Annotated in this window: 22 protein-coding genes; 11 read left to right on the forward strand and 11 right to left on the reverse strand. The window is 65.6% G+C overall.

Annotated features, from left to right (window positions below):
• Positions 1-94: 94 nt before the first annotated feature.
• Both AB0M74_RS29535 and AB0M74_RS29540 read left to right on the forward strand, forming a co-directional pair.
• Positions 95-382, forward strand: a complete 288-nt coding sequence (locus AB0M74_RS29535; protein WP_366529569.1) for a hypothetical protein — start codon at positions 95-97, stop codon at positions 380-382.
• A gap of 163 nt (positions 383-545) precedes the next feature.
• Positions 546-1787 (forward strand): TDT family transporter, encoded by a 1242-nt coding sequence (locus AB0M74_RS29540; protein ID WP_366529570.1) that lies wholly within the window; start codon positions 546-548, stop codon positions 1785-1787.
• A gap of 60 nt (positions 1788-1847) precedes the next feature.
• Here AB0M74_RS29540 and AB0M74_RS29545 read toward each other — a convergent pair whose 3' ends face one another.
• Both AB0M74_RS29545 and AB0M74_RS29550 read right to left on the reverse strand, forming a co-directional pair.
• Positions 1848-2726, reverse strand: coding sequence for an RNA polymerase sigma factor (locus tag AB0M74_RS29545; RefSeq protein ID WP_366529571.1), 879 nt, complete (start codon positions 2724-2726; stop codon positions 1848-1850).
• A gap of 170 nt (positions 2727-2896) precedes the next feature.
• Complete coding sequence (locus AB0M74_RS29550; protein ID WP_366529572.1) at positions 2897-3769, reverse strand: haloalkane dehalogenase; 873 nt, start codon at positions 3767-3769, stop codon at positions 2897-2899.
• A gap of 710 nt (positions 3770-4479) precedes the next feature.
• On the opposite strand from AB0M74_RS29550, the gene AB0M74_RS29555 reads away from it, so the two are divergent.
• On the forward strand, positions 4480-5259 hold the full coding sequence (locus tag AB0M74_RS29555) for an HNH endonuclease family protein (RefSeq protein WP_366529573.1): 780 nt from the start codon (positions 4480-4482) through the stop codon (positions 5257-5259).
• A gap of 35 nt (positions 5260-5294) precedes the next feature.
• Positions 5295-5750: a hypothetical protein gene (locus tag AB0M74_RS29560; RefSeq protein WP_366529574.1), complete on the forward strand. Its 456-nt coding sequence runs from the start codon at positions 5295-5297 to the stop codon at positions 5748-5750.
• A gap of 108 nt (positions 5751-5858) precedes the next feature.
• On the opposite strand, the gene AB0M74_RS29565 is transcribed toward AB0M74_RS29560, so the two are convergent.
• Both AB0M74_RS29565 and AB0M74_RS29570 read right to left on the reverse strand, forming a co-directional pair.
• Positions 5859-6878 carry an NAD(P)-dependent alcohol dehydrogenase gene (locus tag AB0M74_RS29565; protein ID WP_366529575.1) on the reverse strand — a complete coding sequence of 340 codons (1020 nt, stop codon included), beginning with the start codon at positions 6876-6878 and terminating at the stop codon, positions 5859-5861.
• A gap of 70 nt (positions 6879-6948) precedes the next feature.
• A complete protein-coding gene (locus AB0M74_RS29570) occupies positions 6949-7392 on the reverse strand; it encodes a hypothetical protein (protein ID WP_366529576.1) in 444 nt (147 codons plus the stop codon).
• Positions 7393-7524: 132 nt separating this feature from the next.
• Between AB0M74_RS29570 and AB0M74_RS29575 the strand changes: the two genes are divergently transcribed.
• Positions 7525-8334 carry a helix-turn-helix transcriptional regulator gene (locus AB0M74_RS29575; RefSeq protein ID WP_366529577.1) on the forward strand — a complete coding sequence of 270 codons (810 nt, stop codon included), beginning with the start codon at positions 7525-7527 and terminating at the stop codon, positions 8332-8334.
• Positions 8335-8526: 192 nt separating this feature from the next.
• On the opposite strand, the gene AB0M74_RS29580 is transcribed toward AB0M74_RS29575, so the two are convergent.
• From AB0M74_RS29580 to AB0M74_RS29605, 6 genes are all read right to left on the reverse strand, one after another.
• Positions 8527-9450, reverse strand: coding sequence for a LysR family transcriptional regulator (locus AB0M74_RS29580; protein ID WP_366529578.1), 924 nt, complete (start codon positions 9448-9450; stop codon positions 8527-8529).
• Between the two features lie 91 nt (positions 9451-9541).
• The gene (locus AB0M74_RS29585; protein WP_366529579.1) at positions 9542-10744 is read right to left on the reverse strand and encodes an FAD-dependent monooxygenase; all 1203 of its coding nucleotides are present in this window, start codon (positions 10742-10744) and stop codon (positions 9542-9544) included.
• Positions 10745-10958: 214 nt separating this feature from the next.
• Positions 10959-11606, reverse strand: a complete 648-nt coding sequence (locus AB0M74_RS29590; protein WP_366529580.1) for a PadR family transcriptional regulator — start codon at positions 11604-11606, stop codon at positions 10959-10961.
• Positions 11607-11666: 60 nt separating this feature from the next.
• On the reverse strand, positions 11667-13703 hold the full coding sequence (locus AB0M74_RS29595) for an MDR family MFS transporter (protein WP_366529581.1): 2037 nt from the start codon (positions 13701-13703) through the stop codon (positions 11667-11669).
• An 80-nt stretch (positions 13704-13783) separates the two neighbouring features.
• Entirely contained in the window at positions 13784-14464 is a 681-nt protein-coding gene (locus tag AB0M74_RS29600) for an alpha/beta hydrolase (RefSeq protein WP_366529582.1), read from the reverse strand.
• A gap of 123 nt (positions 14465-14587) precedes the next feature.
• Complete coding sequence (locus tag AB0M74_RS29605) at positions 14588-15274, reverse strand: TetR/AcrR family transcriptional regulator (RefSeq protein WP_366529583.1); 687 nt, start codon at positions 15272-15274, stop codon at positions 14588-14590.
• A 108-nt stretch (positions 15275-15382) separates the two neighbouring features.
• On the opposite strand from AB0M74_RS29605, the gene AB0M74_RS29610 reads away from it, so the two are divergent.
• Together AB0M74_RS29610 and AB0M74_RS29615 are read left to right on the forward strand one after the other, a co-directional pair.
• On the forward strand, positions 15383-15697 hold the full coding sequence (locus AB0M74_RS29610) for a hypothetical protein (RefSeq protein ID WP_366529584.1): 315 nt from the start codon (positions 15383-15385) through the stop codon (positions 15695-15697).
• A 100-nt stretch (positions 15698-15797) separates the two neighbouring features.
• Positions 15798-16766: a sigma-70 family RNA polymerase sigma factor gene (locus AB0M74_RS29615; protein WP_366529585.1), complete on the forward strand. Its 969-nt coding sequence runs from the start codon at positions 15798-15800 to the stop codon at positions 16764-16766.
• A gap of 19 nt (positions 16767-16785) precedes the next feature.
• Here the strand turns inward: AB0M74_RS29615 and AB0M74_RS29620 are convergent, their stop codons facing one another.
• Positions 16786-17418 (reverse strand): TetR/AcrR family transcriptional regulator, encoded by a 633-nt coding sequence (locus tag AB0M74_RS29620; protein ID WP_366529586.1) that lies wholly within the window; start codon positions 17416-17418, stop codon positions 16786-16788.
• Positions 17419-17617: 199 nt separating this feature from the next.
• Here AB0M74_RS29620 and AB0M74_RS29625 point away from each other — a divergent pair, with 199 nt between their 5' ends.
• The 4 genes from AB0M74_RS29625 to AB0M74_RS29640 all read left to right on the forward strand — a co-directional run bounded on the left by AB0M74_RS29625 (position 17618) and on the right by AB0M74_RS29640 (position 20737).
• Positions 17618-18994 (forward strand): lipase family protein, encoded by a 1377-nt coding sequence (locus tag AB0M74_RS29625; protein WP_366529587.1) that lies wholly within the window; start codon positions 17618-17620, stop codon positions 18992-18994.
• 120 nt (positions 18995-19114) lie between these two features.
• Complete coding sequence (locus AB0M74_RS29630; protein WP_366529588.1) at positions 19115-19990, forward strand: oxidoreductase; 876 nt, start codon at positions 19115-19117, stop codon at positions 19988-19990.
• 187 nt (positions 19991-20177) lie between these two features.
• Positions 20178-20372 (forward strand): ribbon-helix-helix protein, CopG family, encoded by a 195-nt coding sequence (locus tag AB0M74_RS29635; protein ID WP_366529589.1) that lies wholly within the window; start codon positions 20178-20180, stop codon positions 20370-20372.
• Positions 20369-20737 carry a type II toxin-antitoxin system death-on-curing family toxin gene (locus AB0M74_RS29640; RefSeq protein WP_366529590.1) on the forward strand — a complete coding sequence of 123 codons (369 nt, stop codon included), beginning with the start codon at positions 20369-20371 and terminating at the stop codon, positions 20735-20737. The genes AB0M74_RS29635 and AB0M74_RS29640 overlap by 4 nt, the downstream gene beginning before the upstream one ends.
• Positions 20738-20814: the final 77 nt, after the last annotated feature.

Raw genomic sequence — 20814 nt, forward strand, 5'->3', positions numbered from 1 at the left:
GCGAGCCGCATACACACGAATCTTCTTGCAGTGCAGCTAGTTCGATGCCAGAAGCACACACCGCGAATCTCGCAGCACCGCGTAGCCTCTAGCCATGCTTGCGCTCTACAGTGCTGCGATTGCGATCGTCACAGGTGTCACATCCGCGTGGGTCAGCTACCGCTTCGGCGTCCGCAAAGACCGATTGCAGTGGAACCGTGACCAGGCAGCTCGGTGGGACAGCGCACGGCGGGAGGCATACGTCGCCTATGCGGCAGCGATCAAGCAAGAGGTCCGGTTACATCACCACTTCTACACCTGCGCAAGACCAGACCTCGGCATCACCTCCGCGCTCCCCGGCCCACACCCGCTCGCCTCACTGGTCGCGCGGAGTCAAGCCTGAATTCGCTTGCGACAAAAGCGAGCTACAACACCCCCGTGTGGCAATCCATCGCCAACCGCCTCGCAGGCTGAAGCCATCGCAACGATCGGGCATAGAACGACTCTATGTACCCATAGGAACGCAGTGCCTACTCGCAATGTCCGCCGGCGGCGACGCTGGAGACATGACCGCCACAGTGACTCCTCACCCCGCCGGATCGCGGCGTCTCTTCGGCGAGCTCGACTACGACGACGCACGTCGAGGCCACCTCGCAGCCGCGCACGAGACTATGCCGAGCGCTGCCGGGGAGAACCGGCTCAGCGCCTTGCCGGAGGAAGGACCGCGCCGCAGGGCGGGGCTGCGGCAGCTGGGGCCGAACTGGTTCGCCGCGGTGATGGGGACTGGGATTGTCGGCAATGCTGCCGCCACGCTGCCCTTGCAGTTCCCCGGGCTGCGGGGTACGGCGATTGTGACGTGGGGGCTGGCCGCGCTGCTGCTCGTGGTGCTGAGTTCGGCGTGGGCTGTGCAGTGGATGCGTTTTCCCGACTCGGCGCGTGGCCAGTGGAATCACCCGGTGATGTCGCAGTTCTTCGGCGCTCCTCCGATGGCGCTGCTGACTGTCGGTGCGGGCACGCTGTTGCTCGGGCGTGATGTCATCGGCCTGTCGGCGGCGGTGGCCGTGGACTGGGTGCTGTGGTCGGCGGGTACCGCGCTCGGGCTGCTGACCGCGATCGCGATTCCGTACCGCATGTTCACCCATCACCACTTCGAGCCGAACGCCGCCTTCGGCGGTTGGCTGATGCCCGTAGTGCCGCCGATGGTGTCGGCCGCCCTGGGTGCGTTGCTGCTGCCCTATGCCCCGGCGGGCCAGATCCGACTGACCATGATTGTGCTGTGCGTGGCCATGTTCGGCATGAGCCTGATCGCCGCGCTCGTCACCATCACCATGATCTGGTCCCGGCTGGCGCACTACGGCATCCCCGAAGCGGGCATGGTTCCCACCCTGTGGCTCGTGCTCGGTCCCCTCGGCCAATCTTTCACCGCCGCAGGTCTTTTGGCCAATGCCGCCCCCACCGCCCTGCCCGACCTCTACGCCAAGGGCCTGACCGTCTTCTCGGTCATCTTCGGCGTCGCCACCTGGGGCTTCGCCATGCTGTGGCTGGCGCTCGCCATCACGGTCACCGCGAAGACGGCCCGCGCGGGCACACTGAAGTTCAACCTCACCTGGTGGGGCTTCACCTTCCCCCTCGGCACCTGCGTCACCGGCAGCACCGTCCTCTACAGCCACACCGGCGCCAACCTGTTCGCGGCCGCCGCAGTGGCGCTGTACATCGTGTTGGTCAGCGCTTGGGCCGTAGTGGGCGTGCGGACGGCCCGCGGCTTGCTGGACGGAACATTGCTCCGCCCTGCCCCCGCCACCGCCTGATCACACCGTGAATGGTCACGCGAACCGCGGGAATCCACTCACCTCGACCGCTGGCGGTGTTCAGTCAAGTAGCGGAAATCGGCCGGATCCCAGAAGTCCGGAGATCGCCTGCATTTTCGCCTCCGGCGCGGCGTAATCGGGATGCGCGCGCAGTACGGCGGCCACGTCGTGCAACCGGATCATCTGATCCTCGGCCTCGGTGACGGTACGGCCTCCCACACTGATCGAATGCGTCGCGAACCGTGGTCGGCGCGGATCGATCCTGCCGAGTTCCACCGCCTTGTTCACCCGCCGCGAGCAGCGGCAGAAAGCCTCGGGATTCGCGACCCCGCACGTCGCGTCGAGGAAGGTGCCGATGCGCTTCTTGGCCCGCTCCAGCCGCTTTCGATAGGCGGGTGCGGTGATGTCGAGGATCCATGCGGCATCGGTGGAACTCAGCTCGAAGACCTCGCCGAGCACGAAGGCGATGCGCTCGTCACGGGCCAGACACTGCAGCATGGCCTGGCTGCAGTTGAGGCGGACCTCGGCCGAGAGCAACGCGGACTCCGGCCCGCGATAGTCCTCGGCGGCGAGTCCGTCGGCCAAGCCTTCTCGAAAGGTGTCGAGACTCAGCTGCGCCGCCTCCTGCGGGGTCTGCCTGCGCAGATTCAGCAGATAGTTGACACCGATGCGGTAAGCCCAGGTGAGCAGCTTCGCTTCGGCGCGCCAGGTCGAGAGATTGCCGACCACCCGCAGCAGGATCTCCTGCGTCGCGTCCTCCGCCTCGGCCGGTCGCCAGACCATGCGCAGGGCCAGCCGATACAGCGGGTCTTGCAACTGGCGGACGACATCGGAAATCGCCGCGCTCTCACCGGCCACCGCACGCGTGACCAGCCCCCGTTCCTCGGCAAGGGCGACCTCGTCGGGGGTGAGCGAATCGGTGTCGAGCTCGGTGTCCACCTCACAATCTTTCGTTGGACACCGACTCCGCGCAAGCGATCCCGGCGCACCACACAGCACGAATCTAACGGGTCGAGTGATCTGTCCCGACCACCGAGACTCGGCACCGATCCATCGAACTGGACCCACCGAACGCCTCGGACGACATCCCGACCCATCATGCTCGACACTCACGCCTGCCCGGGCACCTCGGTCAACGCGTGCTTGCGCATCCAGGCCGACACCGCCCCACCGATGGCGTCGGGCCGGTCCTCCGGAGTGTGGTGGCCCGCATTGCCCACCGAAACGACCTCGACCGCGGCGAAGGTCTCCGCTGCCCAGGCAACAACTTCCGGCGATCCGAGGCCGACACCGTTGTCCAGCGCCATCACCAGCTTCGGCACCTCGGGCGACTGCGTCATCCAGCGGTCATAGTGCTCCACGATGGCAACGACATCGGCCGGTTCGCCGTCGAGCGGGAATTCACGCGGCCATACCAGCAGCGGTTTGCGCGACTCCGGGGTCGGGTAGGGCGCGCGGTAGACGTCATGGTCCTCGGGCAACAGATCGACAACACCCTTCGGCAGATTGAACTCGATGAAGGTGTTCTCCTCCAGCACCATTCGTTCCCCTTCCACGGTGCGGAACTTGCGGAACAGCTCGGCGCCGAGCGGTGGCATCTCATCCCAGCGCATGGGCCGCAGGAATGTCTCGATCAACGCGATGCCGCGAACCCTGCCGGAATGGCGTGCCGCCCAATCCATACCGAGCGCACCGCCCCAGTCGTGGCCGACGATGATCACCTGGTCCAGCCCGAGCGAGTCGAACCAGGTGTCCAGGTAACGGGCATGGTCGACAAGGCGGTAGTCGCTGTCGGGCTTTCCGGATGCTCCCATGCCGATCAAATCCGGCGCCAGAATGCGGGTCTGGTCGCTGACATGCGCAATCACCTTGCGCCACAGATGCGACGAGGTCGGGTTGCCGTGCAGGAACACCACCGGAACCGAGCCGGTACCGAGGTCGATGTAGTTGATGAACGAGTCGAGAACGTCGATGGTAGCCATGATGTGTGCCTTTCCTGGATCCGGCTCGATCTGCCTTCACCCCGTTTGGACACACGACTTCGGGCTACTGTGACCGCTTTGCCCGCCGCCCTACTGTGACGCTCATCACTTCACGATGCGCGACGGGTAGCCGACTCCACCGCTACCGCCATCCACGCATCCCCAGATGAGCAGTATTTCCGTACTCAGGTAGTAACAGTTTCAACATCTTCCACCACCCACCTGGATCAGTCACCCAGAAGGTAATGTGATTGCAAAGAGATCCACAATCATCTACTATCTCTCTACGTAGGAACTGCGGTGAGTGAACGGAGGTACGCGATGCATCGGCAACACGCAGATCAGCGCACTCCACCGCCCGACAACGTTCCGTAAACCGTCACGACGAGCCGGTCACGCGACAAGCGCCCGAGACCTCCCTCATCGGCCTCGAACGCTGGGCACGGACCCCGGTCTGGACAACCGGCCCACTCCCCGTCACATGACAGAACAAAACGCTCGATCGTGATCGATCACCCCTGAGTCGGCGCCGGCACGGCGACTCGGGGGTGATCTGCGTTTCCAGCCCCCTTGGCGCACGCGAAGTTTCCCATGGACTGTGCCGAAGGTCATAACGGACAATGACTTCCATAACGAGCCGAAGCCGGTAGCTTGACGCCCGTTCTCAGTTCGGTGTTCGTGTAAGGAAGTTCGATGATGTCGGTGTTCTCGTGAATGTGTTCTCCTCCCGCACCGTGCGTCGAATCTTCGCCGTGTGCGCGCCCATCTGCCTCGCTGCGCTCGTAGCCATTGCCTACGCCTATATCGACAAGCCGGCCGACGGCGACGGAGGCGGACCCGGTTCGGCCGGCGCGGCAACGATTTCCAGCAAGGACGCCACCGAGCTGCTCGGGCAGCTCGTGGACGCACCCGAGGCGGCAACGGCCGATTACAGCCGCGAAAAATTCCCGCACTGGGATTCCAACAAGCCCGAACACGGCTTCGGCCCGGACTTCGCTCAGTACAGCCGCTGCACCAGCCGTGAGGTGATGATGCTCCGCGACGCCACCGGCTCGGTCACGCTCGATCCGAAAACCTGCGAACTGAAGGTCGGCCGCGACGGTGGCTGGCGCGACCAGTATGGATTTCTCGACTCCAAGACCGGAAAACTCAAGCCGTACAAGTGGATGACCGATCCGGCTTCCGTCGATGCCGAACACATCGTCGCGCTGGCCGAGGCATGGCGGTCAGGTGCCGACAAGCGTGATGAAGACACTCGCCGCCGCATCGCCAATGACGCGATCAACCTGGAGGCGTCCGATCCCTCGGCCAACAGATCCAAGGGTGACCGAGACGCCGCGAGCTATCTGCCTCCCGGAACTTTCCGGTGCGCCTATCTCGAGCGATACATCAAGATCAAGGTAAAATACGCGCTGACCGTTGATCCCGCCGAACACGCCGCACTGCGCACCGCAGTCGAGGACTGCGTCCGTCGAGGAGAGTTCAAATAAGCGACATCATCGAGATTTCCGCCAACGCAGCTGTCATGACCGACGAGGAAGGGACGGTGTCCGGCGACCTCGATGTCACCGTCGACAAGACCGGCAAGGGCTTGGTCCGCTATCGAGGCAACGACAGCTGGTACACCATCGGCAACCTCGACGCCGAGCCTCCGCGCTCCTGGGGCACCGTCGCCGACCTCGCAGCCGCTATCGAAGCCGGTATCGGTATACGTGACGCCGCAGGCAATACCGTGCCGTTCGAGGCGACACCGGCCGAAGCGAAGGACGACCCACCTGCTGACCACCAGGGCAACAAGTCCCCTGGCACCGGCCGGTCTACTGACAGTCCGATCGACCAGCCGACCGATGGCCGGGGTAGCCGAGCGGCTGACACTCGGGCCGGCCAACCAGCTGACAACCAACGCAACCCACCAGCCGACCCTCGAACCGGCCAACCAACTGACAACCACAACAACCCGCCAGCCGACAGCGACCGGTAGGCAGACAGTCGAAGCGACCAGAAAGATCCGGTCGAAGTCACCCATCGGCCTCGGGCGGAAGCCAGCCGAAAGGTCGCCATGACAGCGGAACTCGACGCATGGCCCTGATCAGGGCATCGTGACGACGACCTTGCCGAACGGGTTGCCGTCGCGGAAGTAGCGGTAAGCCTCGACAGCCTGGTCGAGCGGGAACGTCCGATCAATGACCGGGTGCAGCCGGTGTTCGGTGATCGCGCGGTTCATCGCCTCGAAGTCGGTACGGCTGCCGACGGCAATGCGGCGGATGCCGAGATACGGGCCGACGAACGGATTCTCGAAGGGCCGACCCTCCGACATCTGCGTCGCGCCGATCATGGTGATCATCGCGTTGTACCCGGCGGACCTCACCGACTTCGACAGGGTCGGCAGCCCAACAGCTTCCAGCACATGCTCGACACCGTGGCCCTCGGTGAGCTCCAGCACCGCCTCGTCCCAGTCCGGTGTACGGCTCCGGTCGACGACCTCATCCGCACCGAGCTTGCGCAGCCGCTCGGCCTTGTCGGGGCCCGAGGTGATCGAGATGACGCGGGCGCCCAGCATTTTGGCGTGCTGCACGCCGTAGAGCGCAACCGTACCGCTGCCGACGGTCAGCACCGTCTCACCCGGACCCACCGGCTGTGGCTTGGTCAGTGCCGCCCACGCGACGACACCTGCACAGGTCAGCGTGGCCGCCTCGGCATCGGTGAGGTGCTCGGGCACGTGCACCACCGAGTCCTGCTCGATCAGTGCGTAGGTGGCGAGCATTCCGTTGAAGTTGGCGCCGTACTGTTCGGCGACCTGGGCCAGCCGCTGCGGTCCGTCGATCCACCGCACGAAGTACGAGGCGGTCACCCGGTCACCGAGCGCGGCGCGCGTCACCTGGTCGCCCACCGCGATCACCTCGCCGACCCCGTCCGACAACGGAATGATGCCGGGAGTCGCGGGCAGCGGATAGGTGCCCTCCATCAGCATCAGGTCGCGTCGGTTGATCGACGCCGCGCGCACCCGGATGACCACTTGGTTCGGACCCGGTTCGGGAACCTCCTGCGCCCGAGTCGTAAGTCCTTCGAGGCCGCGCAGCGGATCGAGGTGGTAGGCAATCGCATTCATGACGTACTCCTGAAACTCTGTCGTGCTGAAACTCTGTGGTGCGAAACTCTGTGGTGCGAAACGCTCGGTGTCAGGCGACACCGATGAACTGGTGGTCGACCCGGATGCGCCCGTCCTCGTCGAGGGCGAGCACGTCGTAGCCGCCGCCCGCGACCGATCCGTCGGCCTGCGAGACCATCAGCCAGGTGATGCCGACGAGGTTCACCGACAGCTGGGTGGCCCGGCCGCGGGCGGCGAAGGCGTGCTCGCCCGGTGCGACGAACATTTCGTAGGCGCGGGTGACCCGGCGCTCGAGGGCGTCGTGCCCGCGGACCTCCAGAGTCGGAATCGGGAAGGCGAGTGCTGCGGCCGCCTCGCGGATTTCCTGCGGCGGGTCGGCGAGTACCTGGGCTCCGTCGGCCGCCCACAGTTCGCGGATCAGCTTGCTGCGGTTCTCGGCGTCGGGCTCGTTCCACATGGCGACGTAGCGCTCGGTCAGTGCGGCCAGTTCGTTCTCATCGAATTGCTTGCTCATGACACAGAGCTTTGTCGAGGCCGATCAGGTGCGCGATTCCCAGCAGGGAATGAACGGTATTAGCCGCAGGTACACCCCGATAATTCCCTGTGAGGAATGGCGCGGATAAGCTCGGTCGGATTCACTGGAGCCATGACGACGGTGCTAGAACCGAGCCCATTCGCCACGCAGCTACGGCACTGGCGAACCCAACGTCGGGTGAGCCAGCTCGACCTCGCGATTCGCGCGGACACCAGCCAGCGGTATCTGAGCTTCCTGGAACAGGGGCGATCGAGGCCGGGCCGGACCATGGTGGTCCGGTTGGCCGAGTCGTTGGAGCTGTCGCTGCGCGAGCGCAATGGACTGTTGCTGTCGGCCGGGTTCGCGCCGGTCTTCCCCGAATCGGATATCGACACCGAAGCGTTGGGCCCGGTACGTGACGCGCTGGTGCGCATACTCGACGGGCACATGCCCTACCCGGCGGTTGTCGTGCGACCCTACGGAATTCTGCTCGCCGCCAACGCCGCTTTCGATGTGCTCACCGAGGGTGTCGCGCCAGAGTTGCTGACGCCGCCGATCAATGTGCTGCGTCTCGCGCTGCATCCCGATGGTCTCGCGCAACGCGTGGTGAACCTGCCGGAGTGGGGCAGACACGTCACCGAAAGCCTGCGCGGCAAAGCCATGCGGCACCCCGATGCCGGCCTCGACGATTTCATTGCCGAGCTGGAAAGCTATCTTCCAGAAGCGAATCCGGGCCCGGACCACCTCGGCTTCGCGGTGCCGCTGCGGCTGCACAGCGACGACGGCGAACTCAGACTCATCACCACCATCACCTCGTTCGCCACCGCCGTCGACATCACCCTCTCGGAGTTGCATCTGGAGGCTTTCCTGCCCGCCGACGAGCAGACCGCCGACATCCTGCGCCGCCACGCGCGCCGCCGAGGCGGCGCCGAGACCGACTGAGGACTGACCGCACCCCGGCCGAGCGCAACGCAGTCGCGCAGTCGCAGCGAGTCTGTTCGAGGTCGTCACGCACCTGCCGACGCGTGACATCTCGGCACATCCACGACAGCCGCAGCCGCACAGTCGACCTGACTCAGGGTGCAGCGGCCGCCGGCCGGCGGTGGCAGTGCAGGCCACTTGGTGTGCACAGGCTCACCACTCGCGGCGCACCGCCAGTAGGTGCTCGTAAACCAGATCGATGTGCGGGCGAGTCGTGGTACCGGGTCTGCGCACCAGGAATCCGGTGTTGATCGGTGGATCGTCGGGTTCGAGCAGTGCGACCAACGCACCGGTGGTGAGGCGTGCGGCGCACAGGTAGCGCGGCAGCACACTGATGCCGCCACCCGCGGTGACCAGGGCAGCGACCGCGCGGAGATCGGCAACTACGACGGCCGGGTCGGCGGCCAGCCGCACGCCGAACACGTGCCGCCAATACCGCCGCAGGATAGGCAGATCCACGGCGTAACTGACCAAGGGGACGCCGCTCAGCGCCGTCGGCCCCTCGGCACGCAACCGGGCTAGATCGATCCGCTCCGCGGTAGACGGTGCGGCGACCAGGACGAACTCCTCGTCGGCGAGCGGTTCGGCGACAACTGCCCGGCCGCGCGGCCGGACGGTGGATACGACCAGGTCGTAGTGCCCGGCACGCAGCCCGGCGAGCAGTTCCTCAGAAAGCCCTGCCGTGACACTCAGCCGAACGCCATCGGCGATCAACGGGGCAAGTGCGGGAAGTGCCTGCACCGCAAGCATTTCGGCAGGCCCGGCCAGGCGGACCGGCGGCTGGGTGATCGGTCGAGCCGGTATCGTGTCGCCCACGATGCCGCTGAGCGCGTCCAGCGGCCCGGCCACCCTGGCGGCGAGTTCGACGGCGGCGGCGGTCGCTGCCACGCCACGCGGCAGCCGGTCGAACAGCCGATAGCCGAGCTGCTTCTCCAGCGCTTGCAGCTGGGTGGTCACTGTCGGCTGGGACAGACCGATCAGCCGCGCACCCGCGGTGATGGATCCCGCACGGTGCACGGCCAGGAAGCTGCGCAACTGGTTCAGATCCAGATCGCCATCGGAATTCCTATCGGTCACCCGGCAAGCTTATTGCCGAACATTGGGCGTCGGTCGCGTCCACGCCGACTCGGCCGTGGCAGGTGCGGCACCGACCACGGCCGAGTTCGAGTCAGCCGACTGCCACCGGCTGCTGATCCGCAGGAGCATCCCAGTCGATGCGGTAGCGCTGCTCGGCGCCCATGGTCTTCTCCAGGTCCATGAACCTGACCATCACCCGCATGATCACCGGCATCACCTTGCGTGCCACTGGACCCGGCGTCTTGCTGTGATTGATCTTCGCGGCCCGAGCGGCGATGCCTTCCACCCGCGAGCGCCGCGACCGCTCGTAGGCGGCGAAGGCCGATGCCGGGTCCGGCAGGTCCCGCAGGCACCGGGCCAGTTGGACGGCGCTCTCGATGGCGAGTGACGCACCCTGGCCGGAGCTATTGGACGGCGCGTGCACCGAGTCACCGACCAGCACCATGCGACCTCGGTACCAGTTCGGAACCGGCGGCATGATGTGCAGGGCTCCGGTCGTTTCGAGGGTTTCCGCGGTGGTATTGCGGGCGAGCTCACCGCCGGGGGTGTCCTCGGCGTAGGTCTCACGCAAGATTTTCAACCATTGCTCGGCCGGGACCGCCCGCGCCTCACTCAGCGACATGTACTCCTTGTGCGGGAGGTTCGCGCCCCACATGATCCGGCCCGGCTCGACCGCTCCGTACAGGTAATACGCTTGCTTTCCGAAGGCGAAAGTCATTGTCCCCGGCTCGATGTCGAGATCACTGTCGACCATCGCACCGAAACCGAGCATGCCGGTGTACTCCGGTCCCGGCGCATTCGGGTCGATGAGGCCGCGAACGGTCGAACGGATGCCATCGGCCCCGATCAGCACATCCGCCGTGGCGCTGGTGCCGTCGGCGAAATGCGCGGTGACGCCCGACTCGCGCTCATCGACGCCGACCAGCCGTTTGTTGTATTCGAAGGCAACGCCCGCGGCGACCGCGTGATCGTGTAGCGCCTGATGTAGTTCGTTGCGATCGACCAGTTGCAGCAGGGTGTCGGGCAGCGTCGGCAGGCGCATCTGCTTGCCGCCGACCGACATCGCCATATCGGTGATCGGCGCGGCCATTTCTCGAATGCGATCGCCCGCACCGATGATGTCCAGTGCGGCAACGCCGTTCGGAGCGAGCGCAAGCCCGCTGCCGACGCCGAAGGTCGGGCCGGGGTACGCCTCGTAGACGCGGGCGTCGATGCCCGCCTTGCGCAGCGCGGTGGCCGCGACAGGTCCGGCGACGCCGCCGCCGATGACAAGTGCGGTTCGTGTTCTGGACATGGGTGTCTCCAGGTTTGTGCGATATGGGTTGGGTGGAATCCCCGAACCGACCCGCCTGCCGCTCACCCAGTTATCCTGTGGTTGCCAACCTCGTGGCCGAGTGCGCGTATGCGGGCACGGTTCGAGACGGTTACATCGGGCTCGGCGGCGGTGTTGCCGCACCCCGCCGAGCCTGGTCTCGATCCGACGATGACAGCGATCCGACAATGGCGCCCTATAGCGGCGCGTTCCCCCCTTCGACGAGCTTCACGACTTCCGCGGGCTCCACGCCCTCGGCATGCAACTGCCGCCACCAGTCCACACCGGGGAAGCTCCCCGAGGTGAGCTCATCGCGGAACGACCGCGCCCAGGCCTGCTCGGCTTCCAGCATCGCGAGCCCGTACTCGGACTCGATGATGAACAGCCGTGGCAGCGTAGTGGCGAGTCCGTCGAGTTCTCGGCGCACCGCGGTGATGATGTGACCCAACGCCTCGATGCGCCTGCTGAGTAACTCGGCCACCTCGTCCGGCGGTAGCGCCGACGCGATGGAGAGTCCCGCAGTGAACCGGTAATGTTCGGGTTCCGGGGTGGCGATCAATTCTCTTGTCCAGTCGGCCATTTCCGTGCGACCGGCGTCAGTGATCCGGTAGATCGTGCGTTCCGGGCGCGCCCCGTCGCGCTCGCTGCCGACGATCTCGAGAAAGCCGGCTTTTTCCAGATTCTGTACGACCGTGTACAGCGAGCCCCATTTGATGTCCATGTCGCGGTCTTTGCCGCGATCACGCAGCGTCGACGCGATCTCGTATCGATGCATCGGCCGCTCGACGATCACCGAGAGCACCGCAAGCGCCAGCAGGTTGTTCACCTTGCGCTTCGTGGCCATCGCTACCTCCCGTTTACTCGTAAACGAATATACGTCTACGAGTAATTGCGCGCAAGGGGATCAAGCATCGACAGGTTCGCGCTCCTGGGCCTCCTCGTCGAGGAGCTTGGTGGCGATGTTCTCCAGCGCCTGATCGAGCAGCGCGCGGTCGGCGGGGTCGCGGTAGTCCCAGTCGTCGAGCTGGGTATCGAGCCACCGTCGCCACGAAGCGTGAAGCCGGTCGACCTCGGCACGGCCGGAATCGGTGAGTCGAACGCGGCCATCGTCGGCGGTGACATAACCCGCGGCGATCACCTGCACATAGATCGGGCGAATCACTTCGGGCGGCATCTTGTGTGCGTGCGCGATGGCATCGAGCGTGGCCACACCGCGGACCCGGGTGTGCATGTACACCTGGCCGAGCGCCCACGCCCGGCCCGGACTCAACGTCGACCCCGAGTCCGCGAGAATGCGCGGTCCGACCGGCCCCTTCGCGTGCGCCTTGCGCATCACGCCGGCGACCGCGCGCTCCAGCAACACCAGGCGGTCCGGGGAATCGGGCACCGAAAAGCCCTCGCCCACATCGGAAGCGTCGGCCCGGACGCTGTCGCGCAGCGGTACTTCCTTCAGGAACCACGCGACAACGAAACCGACGAGCGCGACCGGGACCACCCACAGGAAGACGTGGTCGATGGACTGTGCGTAGGCGTCGATGATCGGCGTGGCGACATCGGCGGGCAGGGCTCGCAGCTGCTGCGGATTCGCGGCCACCGCGGGCGGCACGACCTTCACCTCGGTCAAGGCCGCGGTCAGATCGGTGTCGAGCCGGTTGGTGTACAACGTGCCGAATATTGCGGTGCCGAAAGCGCTGCCGAGGGTGCGGAAGAAAGTGACGCCTGAAGTTGCCGTGCCCAATTGCGCGTAGGGCACCGTGTTCTGCACGACGATGGTCAGCACCTGCATGGCAAGGCCGATGCCGAGACCGAGGATCAGCATGTACAGCGATTCCTGCCAGATGCCGGTGTTTCGGCCCATCGTGGACATCAGGTACAGACCGACCGCCATTACCGCGGTGCCCACGATCGGGAAATACCGGTAGCGACCGGTCTTTCCGACGATCTGCCCGGACAGGATCGAGGTGAACAGCAGTCCCGCGACCAGCGGCAACGTCCGAACACCGGAGGCGGTGGCCGACACCCCGTTCACGTATTGCAGATACGCGGGCAGGTAGGTCATCGAGCCGAGCATCGCGAAGCCGACGATGAAGCTCAGGATCGAGCAGACCGTGAACACTCTGCTGCGGAACAATCCCATCGGCAGCATCGGTTCGGTCGCCCGCAATTCGACCGCGACAAACGCCGCGAGCAGTAGCACCGAGGCGACGAACAGGCCGATGATCTGCCGAGAACCCCACGGATATTCGGTGCCGCCCCATTCCAATCCGAGGATGAGACTGGAGACGCCGAGCGCGACCAACCCGATGCCCGCGTAATCGATGATGGGCTTGATCACGGCCCGCACCCGCGGGATCGTGCGCGCCGCAAGGGCGATCATGATGATCGCGACGGGCACGTTGACGTAGAAGCACCAGCGCCAGCTCGCATGGTCGGTGAACAACCCGCCGAGCGTCGGGCCGATCACCGTGGTGACGCCGAAGACCGCGCCGAGCGCACCCTGATACTTGCCGCGTTCGCGCAGCGGGATGATATCGGCGATCAGCGCCATCGCCGTGACCATGAGGCCACCGGCACCGAGGCCCTGGACGGCGCGCGCGATGATCAGCAACAGCATGCCATTGGCCAGGCCCGCGACCATCGAGCCGACGATGAAGATCAGCGCGCTGAGCTGGAACACCAGCTTGCGGCCGAATAGATCGCCGAGCTTGCCCGCCAGTGCGGTCGCCACCGCCTCGGCGAGCAGATAGGACGTGACCACCCAGGCCATGTGGCCCGCACCGCCGAGATCGGCGACGATCGTCGGCAGTGCGGTAGAGACGATGGTCTGATCGAGCGCGGCCATCAGCATGCCGAGCACGATGGTGCCGAACACGATGTTGGTCCGCGCCCTGCTCAAGGGTGCGGGCGCGGAGGTGTCGGCGACAGCGACTGCACCGGTCATCGGTTCAGTATGTGCCGAATTCGACGGTCGGGCCGGTGCGACACGAGCCCAGGCAAATGGGAGGCAACCAGCTCAGGCACTCAGCCCGCCGCCGCCTCGAGGATCGCCTGGGCGACCGCCTCCGGGTTGGACACCATGACCGCGTGACTGGCGCCCGCGACCTTGGTGGTCTTCGCGCCCATCCGCTCGGCGAGCACCTCTTCGAGTTGCGTGCCGATGATCAGGTCGTTGCCCGCGACGACGTACCAGCTCGGGAATTCGCGCCAGGCGGGCGGACCCGAGACGAAGTCGAAGCGCGCCGCATCGCTCGGACCCTGCACCGCGGCCATGATGCGCGCCTGCACCGGATCGACGTCGAAGGCGAAGTACTCGACGAACTTGTCCTGCGGCAAAGTCACCCGGCCCTGCGGGTCGGTCACGAAGAATTGCGCCGAGGGTGGCCGGCCGAACGGCTCACCGAGCGCTGTGACCGTCTCCCCCTCGTCCGGCGCGAACGCCGCGACGTAGACCAGCCCCTTCACATTCCTGGCTCCGTGCGCGGCATTGGTGATGACGCAGCCGCCGAAGGAATGGCCGACGACTACGGTCGGGCCTTCGAGGATGTCGAGCGCTTGCCGCACCTTGGTGACATCGTCGGGAATCGAGGACAGCGGCTGTTGTACGGCCACGACATGGTGGCCGGCGGCCTGGAGCGTAGGGACAACACCGGACCAGGACGAGCCGTCGGCGATAGCGCCGTGCACGAGCAAGATGTTGACCATTGCGGACCTCCGGAATCGTGGTATCGGGAGCATGCCGAACAACACGCGAGCTACTGAACCGCTGTCGGCAATCCTTCCGCAAACGACGTCATCGCGCTCGGCAATCGCCGATAGCCTCGCTGTTCACTCGATGGTGACCGGCTCACTTCGATCAGCGGCCCGCACCGCGTAGTCGGCCAACGACGGCTCCAGCGCGGCGAAGGCGATCCCGATGTACCCGTGCAGCGCGGCGGCGATGTCGTCGTTGGACTCACCGGCGAGCGTGCGGCGCATCGTCTCGTCGAACAGCACCCGATGCACTCCGCCCAATAGCGCGGCCGCCACCCTCGGCGTGATGTCGTCCGGCGCGGTACCGGTTTCGCTCGCGAGGGTTCGCGCCAGCGCCGCTTCCCGCTCCTCATGGAATTCGCGCAGCCTGGCGACCAGGGCAGAACTGCCCGCGATCAGCCCGGCGAACTCCGGACCGGAGAATCCGACGACCGGATCCCGATCGGCGACCGCAGCCAGGTAGGCACGTCGCAACGCAGCGAGCGCGGACTCTCCCGCCGCTCGTTCGCGGACGGCGCGGCCGAGCTGGTCCACGAACACCTCGCCCAGATCCAGTGCGAGGTCTTCCTTGCGCGGGAAGTAGTTGGTCACGGTCATCTTGGCGACCTCGGCGGCCGCGGCAACGTCCGCGATGGTCACCTTGTCGAATCCGCGCTCCAGGAACAGCAGCGTGGCCTGGTGCGAGATCTTCTCCCTCGTCTGCTGCTTCTTTTTGGCCCGAAGTCCCTGCTCGGCGCCCGTGTCGACGGTCTGTGCACTCATGTCGACGAGACTACCTGATGTCGTCATAAATTTATGCTTGACATATTTTTAGGTCTGTTCTAAATTTGTTCTCGTCGCCGCAAGACGACGAAGACGAAGGAGAAGCGGATGCCCCACGGTCACGATGCAGCAGCCCCGACCCACAACACGATGCAGACCAGCCACGAGGGAGCAGCCACCATGGCCGAGTACCACAGCACGCCGACCGCCGCGATCCGCGGCATACTCGAGCAGAGCTCGTCGCCGAAGTCGGGCGAGCCCGCGGCAGCACGATCGGCGAATCACGGTGCCGCCCACAAGATCCGGACCACGACCGGGTTCCCCGGCCGCAACGACAGGCGCGGCCGTCAGTCGAGCAACGCATCCAAAGGACAAGGATTCCGCCCGCAGCCACGGCGTCCGCTGCGGATTCCCGGCCACTGAATCCGCACCGCCGCTGAATCCGCACGACCAGCCGGTAGTCGATACGGCCCGCTCGCATCGACTACCGGCCTCTGCCCTCGCTCGACCGAAAGGCGCACCCGTGACCCAGATCTGCGCCACTCGCTCCACCCGCACGGCCAACGGCATGGTCAGCGCGGACCCCATCAAGGACTACCTGCGCAAGATCGGGCGGACCGCGCTACTGACCGCAGCGCAGGAAGTGGAGCTCGGCGAACGCATCGAGGCGGGTACGCTCGCCCAGCAACGCTTGGACGAAAGCGCCGCCGCGGGAATCGAACTCACCGCAGCAAAGCGGCACGTACTGCGGCGCACCGCCGCGGACGGCAGACGCGCCAAAGAGCACATGGTCCAGGCCAACCTGCGCCTTGTCGTCTCCGTCGCCAAGCGCTACCCGACACCGACGAGCATGTCGCTGCTGGACCTGATCCAGGAGGGCACTTTCGGATTGATCCGCGCGGTAGAGAAATTCGATCACCGGCGCGGGCTCAAGCTGTCCACCTACGCCACCTGGTGGATCCGCCAGTCGATCGGCCGCGCACTAGCCGACCAGGGCCGCACCATCCGCATCCCCGTGCATGTGGTGGACGTGCTCAACCGCGTCACCCGCACCCGCCGCACGCTGTCGCAGCAGCTGGGCCGCGAGGCGACCGCCGCAGAGGTGGCCACCGAGCTCGATCTATCGATCACCCAGGTCGAGGAGGTGATGCGCCATGGGCGCGAACCGATTTCGCTGCACACCCCAGTCGGCGAGGAGGACGACACCGAACTCGGCAGCCTGCTCGCCGACGATGTTCCCGACCCAGCCGAGGTGGTAGCCGCGGGCATGATGCGAGTTCAGCTCGACGCGGCACTCGCGACGCTCACCGCCAAGGAGGCCGAGGTGATCGGGCTGCGCTTCGGCCTGGATCGCGGCGAGCCACGGACCTTGGCGGAAATCGGCACCGCCCTCGGCGTATCTCGCGAACGCGTCCGGCAGATCGAAGCCAAGGGTATAAGCAAATTGCGCAGACCGTCGTGCACCCGCGCACTGGAGGGCATGCTCGCCTAACACGGTATCCCGGTGGCGGTCATGGCGTTTCGATCAACGCCACCGCCACCGGAACGAGCACCTCGACCAGCGCCTCGACCGGTGGGCGCGGGTCGGCGAGCAGCCACTCGTGGGCGAGTCCGTTGATCGCGCCGATCAGGGCGCTGGTGCTGAGACCAGGTCCACCGCGCACGCGACCGCCCGCGGTGACGGCGGGCACCACCAGGGATTCAAGCACCGTCCCCCAGGAGTGGCGGCGCTCGCGCCGGTGATGTTCCATCCGCTCGCTGACACCGACCACCTCGATGAACGCGACCTTGGCCCGGTACGGGTCGGCGCCGACCGACTGGAGATACGCGGTCAACACCGTGGTCATCGCGGCAGTGATGTCGGAGCTCGGATCGAGCTGCTCGAGTGCCGCGATGATGGCCGCCGCGGCCTCGTCCTGAATGCGGTCGTAGGCCGCGATCAGGATGTCTTCCCTGGCCTGGAACTCCTCATAGAACTGCCGCTTGGACAGTCCTGCCGCGGCGCAGACATCCGCGAGCGAGCACGCGGGGTAACCGCGTTCGGCGAAGATCTTGGTCGCCGCGTCGAGGAACCGCAGGCGGCGCTCGGCCTTCCGCTCGACCACGGCACGACCGCCGTATTGCCTGCCCACCGTGGTTGTCACGCCCACCACCGTAGCGAAGGGGGGATCGCCAGCGCCGTGGCCGCTGGAACGGCGGTTTGTCCACGGATCGCCGAGTGCTTCTTGCGGCGTGACCGTCGCCACATGTTTAATGTGAGACCATCCGGGATCACATTGGCCCGGCTGGACGAAGAGGTTCACCTTGCCCGCTCTCATCAGTTCCAGACGCCGGCGAGCGACGGTGGCGACACTGGCCACCCTCGCAGCTCTGCACGTCACACTCGTCGCACCAGCGCCCGCGGCGCCACCGCCGAACAATCCGCCGGTCCAGCCGGCGCTGCCGTTCCCGATTCCGCCGCTGCCACCCGGCTTCGACCCGGCGTTCTACCGCCCAACCCCTGAGAGCTACCTGGACAAGGCTCCCGGCGAACTCATCGCCGCGCGACAGGTGAATCTGGCCAACCTGTCGCTGCTTCCGGTCAATGTCGATGCCTGGCAGCTGTCCTATCGCTCGACGAACACCCGCGGCGAGGCGATCCCCGCGGTCGCCACGGTGATCAAGCCACGCGGGTACGTCGCGGATCGGCCGCTGTTCTCCTACCAGATCGCCGAGGACTCCACCGGCAACTACTGCATGCCGTCCTATCAACTGCAGATGGGCTCGATCCCGGCGACCATCACCGGTTCGACACTGGTCGCCGCACAATTCCTCGAGGTGCAGGCCGCGCTGGCACAAGGCTGGGCCGTGGTGGTCCCCGACCATCAGGGACCGGACTCGGCCTACGCCGCAGGCCCACTGGCCGGGCGCATCACCCTGGACGGCATTCGCGCCGCGGAACACTTCGACCCGATGCAGCTATCGGGGACGCAGACGAGAGTCGGCCTGATGGGCTACTCCGGCGGTGCGATCGCGACCGGTCACGCCGCCGAACTGCGCGGCGAATACGCACCGGAACTGAAGGTGGTCGGCGTCGCGGAAGGCGGCATCCCCGCCGATCTCACGGCGGCGCTGAAGCTGGCCAACGGCAATCTGTCCGCCGGCCTGATCATGGCGGGCACACTGGGCGTATCGCGCGAGTACCCCGCGTTGCGCACCTTCCTCGAACAGCATATGAACCCACTCGGGCGCGTCATGCTGATAGCCAAGGACCAGCTCTGCGCGAGCTATCAGGCGGCACTGTTCCCGTTCGGCAACAACCTCGGCATGCTCGACGCCGATCCATTCAGTGATCCGACCGTCGCCGAGACGCTGGCGAAAACTCGGATGGGACAGCAAGTTCCGGATGTGCCGATGTACATGTATCAGGCCAATGCGGACTGGCTGATTCCGGTCGGACCGGTCAACACGGTGGTCGACACCTATTGCCAGGATCCGAACGCGCGGGTCGAGTACACCCGCGATCACTTCAGCGAACACCTCACCCTCGATCCCATCGGCGCACCACGGGCACTGTTGTGGCTGAAAGATCGCTACGCGGGCGCTCCGGTCGCCGCGGGCTGCTCGACCAACGATGTCGGCTCGATGATGCTTGATCCGACGACCTGGCAGGTCTGGGAACAGACAGCGGGCGCGGTGCTGGCCGCGGCATTCCAGCAGCCGATCGGCAGCGGGCGCTGAAGTAGTTCGCCCCGCGTGTCCGGGCGTTTTCGGCCCCGCGGGAATTGGCGTCTGAGACGCTCGGATCACAAACCCGTGTCTCCCTTCCCCTGAAACTTACTCAAGAGTAAGGTCTGGACCATGGCGTGGAATCCACAAGAAGTACCGGACCAGAGCGGGCGCACCTTTGTCGTCACCGGAGCCAATGGCGGCCTCGGCGTCGAGACCACCACCGTGCTGGCAGCCAAAGGCGGCACGGTGATCATGGCCTGCCGCAACGCGGAGAAGGCCAAGACGATCGCCGAGCGCATCGACGGCGATGTCCGTGTCGCCGTGCTGGATCTCGCGGATCTGGCCTCGGTGCGCCGATTCGCCGACGATACCGGCGAATTCGACGTGCTGATCAATAACGCCGGCCTGATGAACGTGCCCTTCTCCCGCACCAAGGACGGGTTCGAAACCCAGTTCGGCGTCAACCATCTCGGCCACTTCGCGCTGACCGGGCTGCTGCTGGACCGGATACGCGATCGGGTGGTAAGCCTCGCGAGCATCGCCCACAAGCAGACCCCCAAGCTGTGGATCGATGACCTGAACTACGAAAACCGTCGATACCAGCGCAATCTGGCCTATGCCCAATCCAAGCTCGCGAACCTGATGTTCGGCAGGGAATTACAGCACCGACTGACCGAATCCGGTTCCAGTAAACGCTCCTACGTAGTGCACCCCGGTGTCTCGGCCACCGACCTGTTCGCCAGGACCGAGACCCCGATCGACTGGATCAGCAAGCCCTTCATCCGCCTGATCGGCCACTCCCCGGCCAAGGCCGCGCATTCGACGCTGTTCGCGGCGACCATGCCGGACGCCGACCCGGACACCTACTGGGGCCCGACCAGGTTCTTCCAGAGCCAAGGGCCGGTGGAGGCGGCGCCGTCGAGCAAACTGTCGAACAGCCGAGAACTGCAACGTCGGCTCTGGGAGGAATCCGAGCGCATGACAGGGATCTCCTACAAGTTCTGAGACCCGAATTCGGCAGCGTGCAGGCTCGTCGGCCGTAGCACCGGCGAGCCACACCGATCCCGATCAGTTCCGGACCGACAGCACAATTTTGCGAGAGCCCGGCGGGTTCGGTCACCAGATTGGGCGAGGTCACGTACTTGCCGAAGACCTCGTCACCACGTGATACCACCGAGGTATCATGACTCGCATGGCTATGACACTCAGACTCAATGACGACGATGACCGAGCACTCACCGAGCAGGCTCAGCGGGAAGGCCGCAGCAAGCAAGAGATTGCTCAAGAGGCGATCCACCTTCACCTGACACGCCGAGCCGAAGCGTTCGACCGACTACTCGCCGAAACTATGACCGAGCATGCCGAACTGCTCGACCGACTGGCATGAAATACCTCACCCTCGAGGAGCTACTGGCCATCGCTACCGCAGTGAACGGCGGACATGCCGCGGTTCGCGACGCAGGCTTGTTGGCTGCCTCGGTGGAACGTCCCCGCACCACGGTGTTCGGGCATGAGGCGTACCCACGTCTCATCGACAAGGCGGCGGCACTGCTGCATGCGACCGCACGGAATCGCGCTCTCGTTGATGGCAACAAGAGGACCGCATTCCTTGCGGCGGCAATTATGTTGCGAATCAACGGCGAACACGTCAAGGCATTCCCGGAGGCCCAGGAGAAAGCCATGAATGCGATTGCGCAAGGCGATATGGAAGTGCCCGAGATTGCCGAGCTGCTGGAAGAATGGACCAAATGACAGTGAGTCGTCTCAGGGGACTTGTCTTCGACTAGACATCAGAAGCGCCCAGATTGGGACACCGACCCCCGGGTGGC

The sequence above is a fragment of the Nocardia sp. NPDC051463 genome, from assembly GCF_040681975.1.
Lineage (GTDB): Bacteria > Actinomycetota > Actinomycetes > Mycobacteriales > Mycobacteriaceae > Nocardia.

Coding starts and splice junctions, on each gene's coding strand:
- AB0M74_RS29535 (WP_366529569.1), top strand. CDS start 95: ATGCTTGCGCTCTACAGTGCTGCGATTGCGATCGTCACAGGTGTCACA.
- AB0M74_RS29540 (WP_366529570.1), top strand. CDS start 546: ATGACCGCCACAGTGACTCCTCACCCCGCCGGATCGCGGCGTCTCTTC.
- AB0M74_RS29550 (WP_366529572.1), bottom strand. CDS start 3,769: ATGGCTACCATCGACGTTCTCGACTCGTTCATCAACTACATCGACCTC.
- AB0M74_RS29560 (WP_366529574.1), top strand. CDS start 5,295: ATGACCGACGAGGAAGGGACGGTGTCCGGCGACCTCGATGTCACCGTC.
- AB0M74_RS29565 (WP_366529575.1), bottom strand. CDS start 6,878: ATGAATGCGATTGCCTACCACCTCGATCCGCTGCGCGGCCTCGAAGGA.
- AB0M74_RS29570 (WP_366529576.1), bottom strand. CDS start 7,392: ATGAGCAAGCAATTCGATGAGAACGAACTGGCCGCACTGACCGAGCGC.
- AB0M74_RS29575 (WP_366529577.1), top strand. CDS start 7,525: ATGACGACGGTGCTAGAACCGAGCCCATTCGCCACGCAGCTACGGCAC.
- AB0M74_RS29585 (WP_366529579.1), bottom strand. CDS start 10,744: ATGTCCAGAACACGAACCGCACTTGTCATCGGCGGCGGCGTCGCCGGA.
- AB0M74_RS29590 (WP_366529580.1), bottom strand. CDS start 11,606: ATGGCCACGAAGCGCAAGGTGAACAACCTGCTGGCGCTTGCGGTGCTC.
- AB0M74_RS29595 (WP_366529581.1), bottom strand. CDS start 13,703: ATGACCGGTGCAGTCGCTGTCGCCGACACCTCCGCGCCCGCACCCTTG.
- AB0M74_RS29600 (WP_366529582.1), bottom strand. CDS start 14,464: ATGGTCAACATCTTGCTCGTGCACGGCGCTATCGCCGACGGCTCGTCC.
- AB0M74_RS29605 (WP_366529583.1), bottom strand. CDS start 15,274: ATGAGTGCACAGACCGTCGACACGGGCGCCGAGCAGGGACTTCGGGCC.
- AB0M74_RS29610 (WP_366529584.1), top strand. CDS start 15,383: ATGCCCCACGGTCACGATGCAGCAGCCCCGACCCACAACACGATGCAG.
- AB0M74_RS29630 (WP_366529588.1), top strand. CDS start 19,115: ATGGCGTGGAATCCACAAGAAGTACCGGACCAGAGCGGGCGCACCTTT.
- AB0M74_RS29635 (WP_366529589.1), top strand. CDS start 20,178: ATGGCTATGACACTCAGACTCAATGACGACGATGACCGAGCACTCACC.
- AB0M74_RS29640 (WP_366529590.1), top strand. CDS start 20,369: ATGAAATACCTCACCCTCGAGGAGCTACTGGCCATCGCTACCGCAGTG.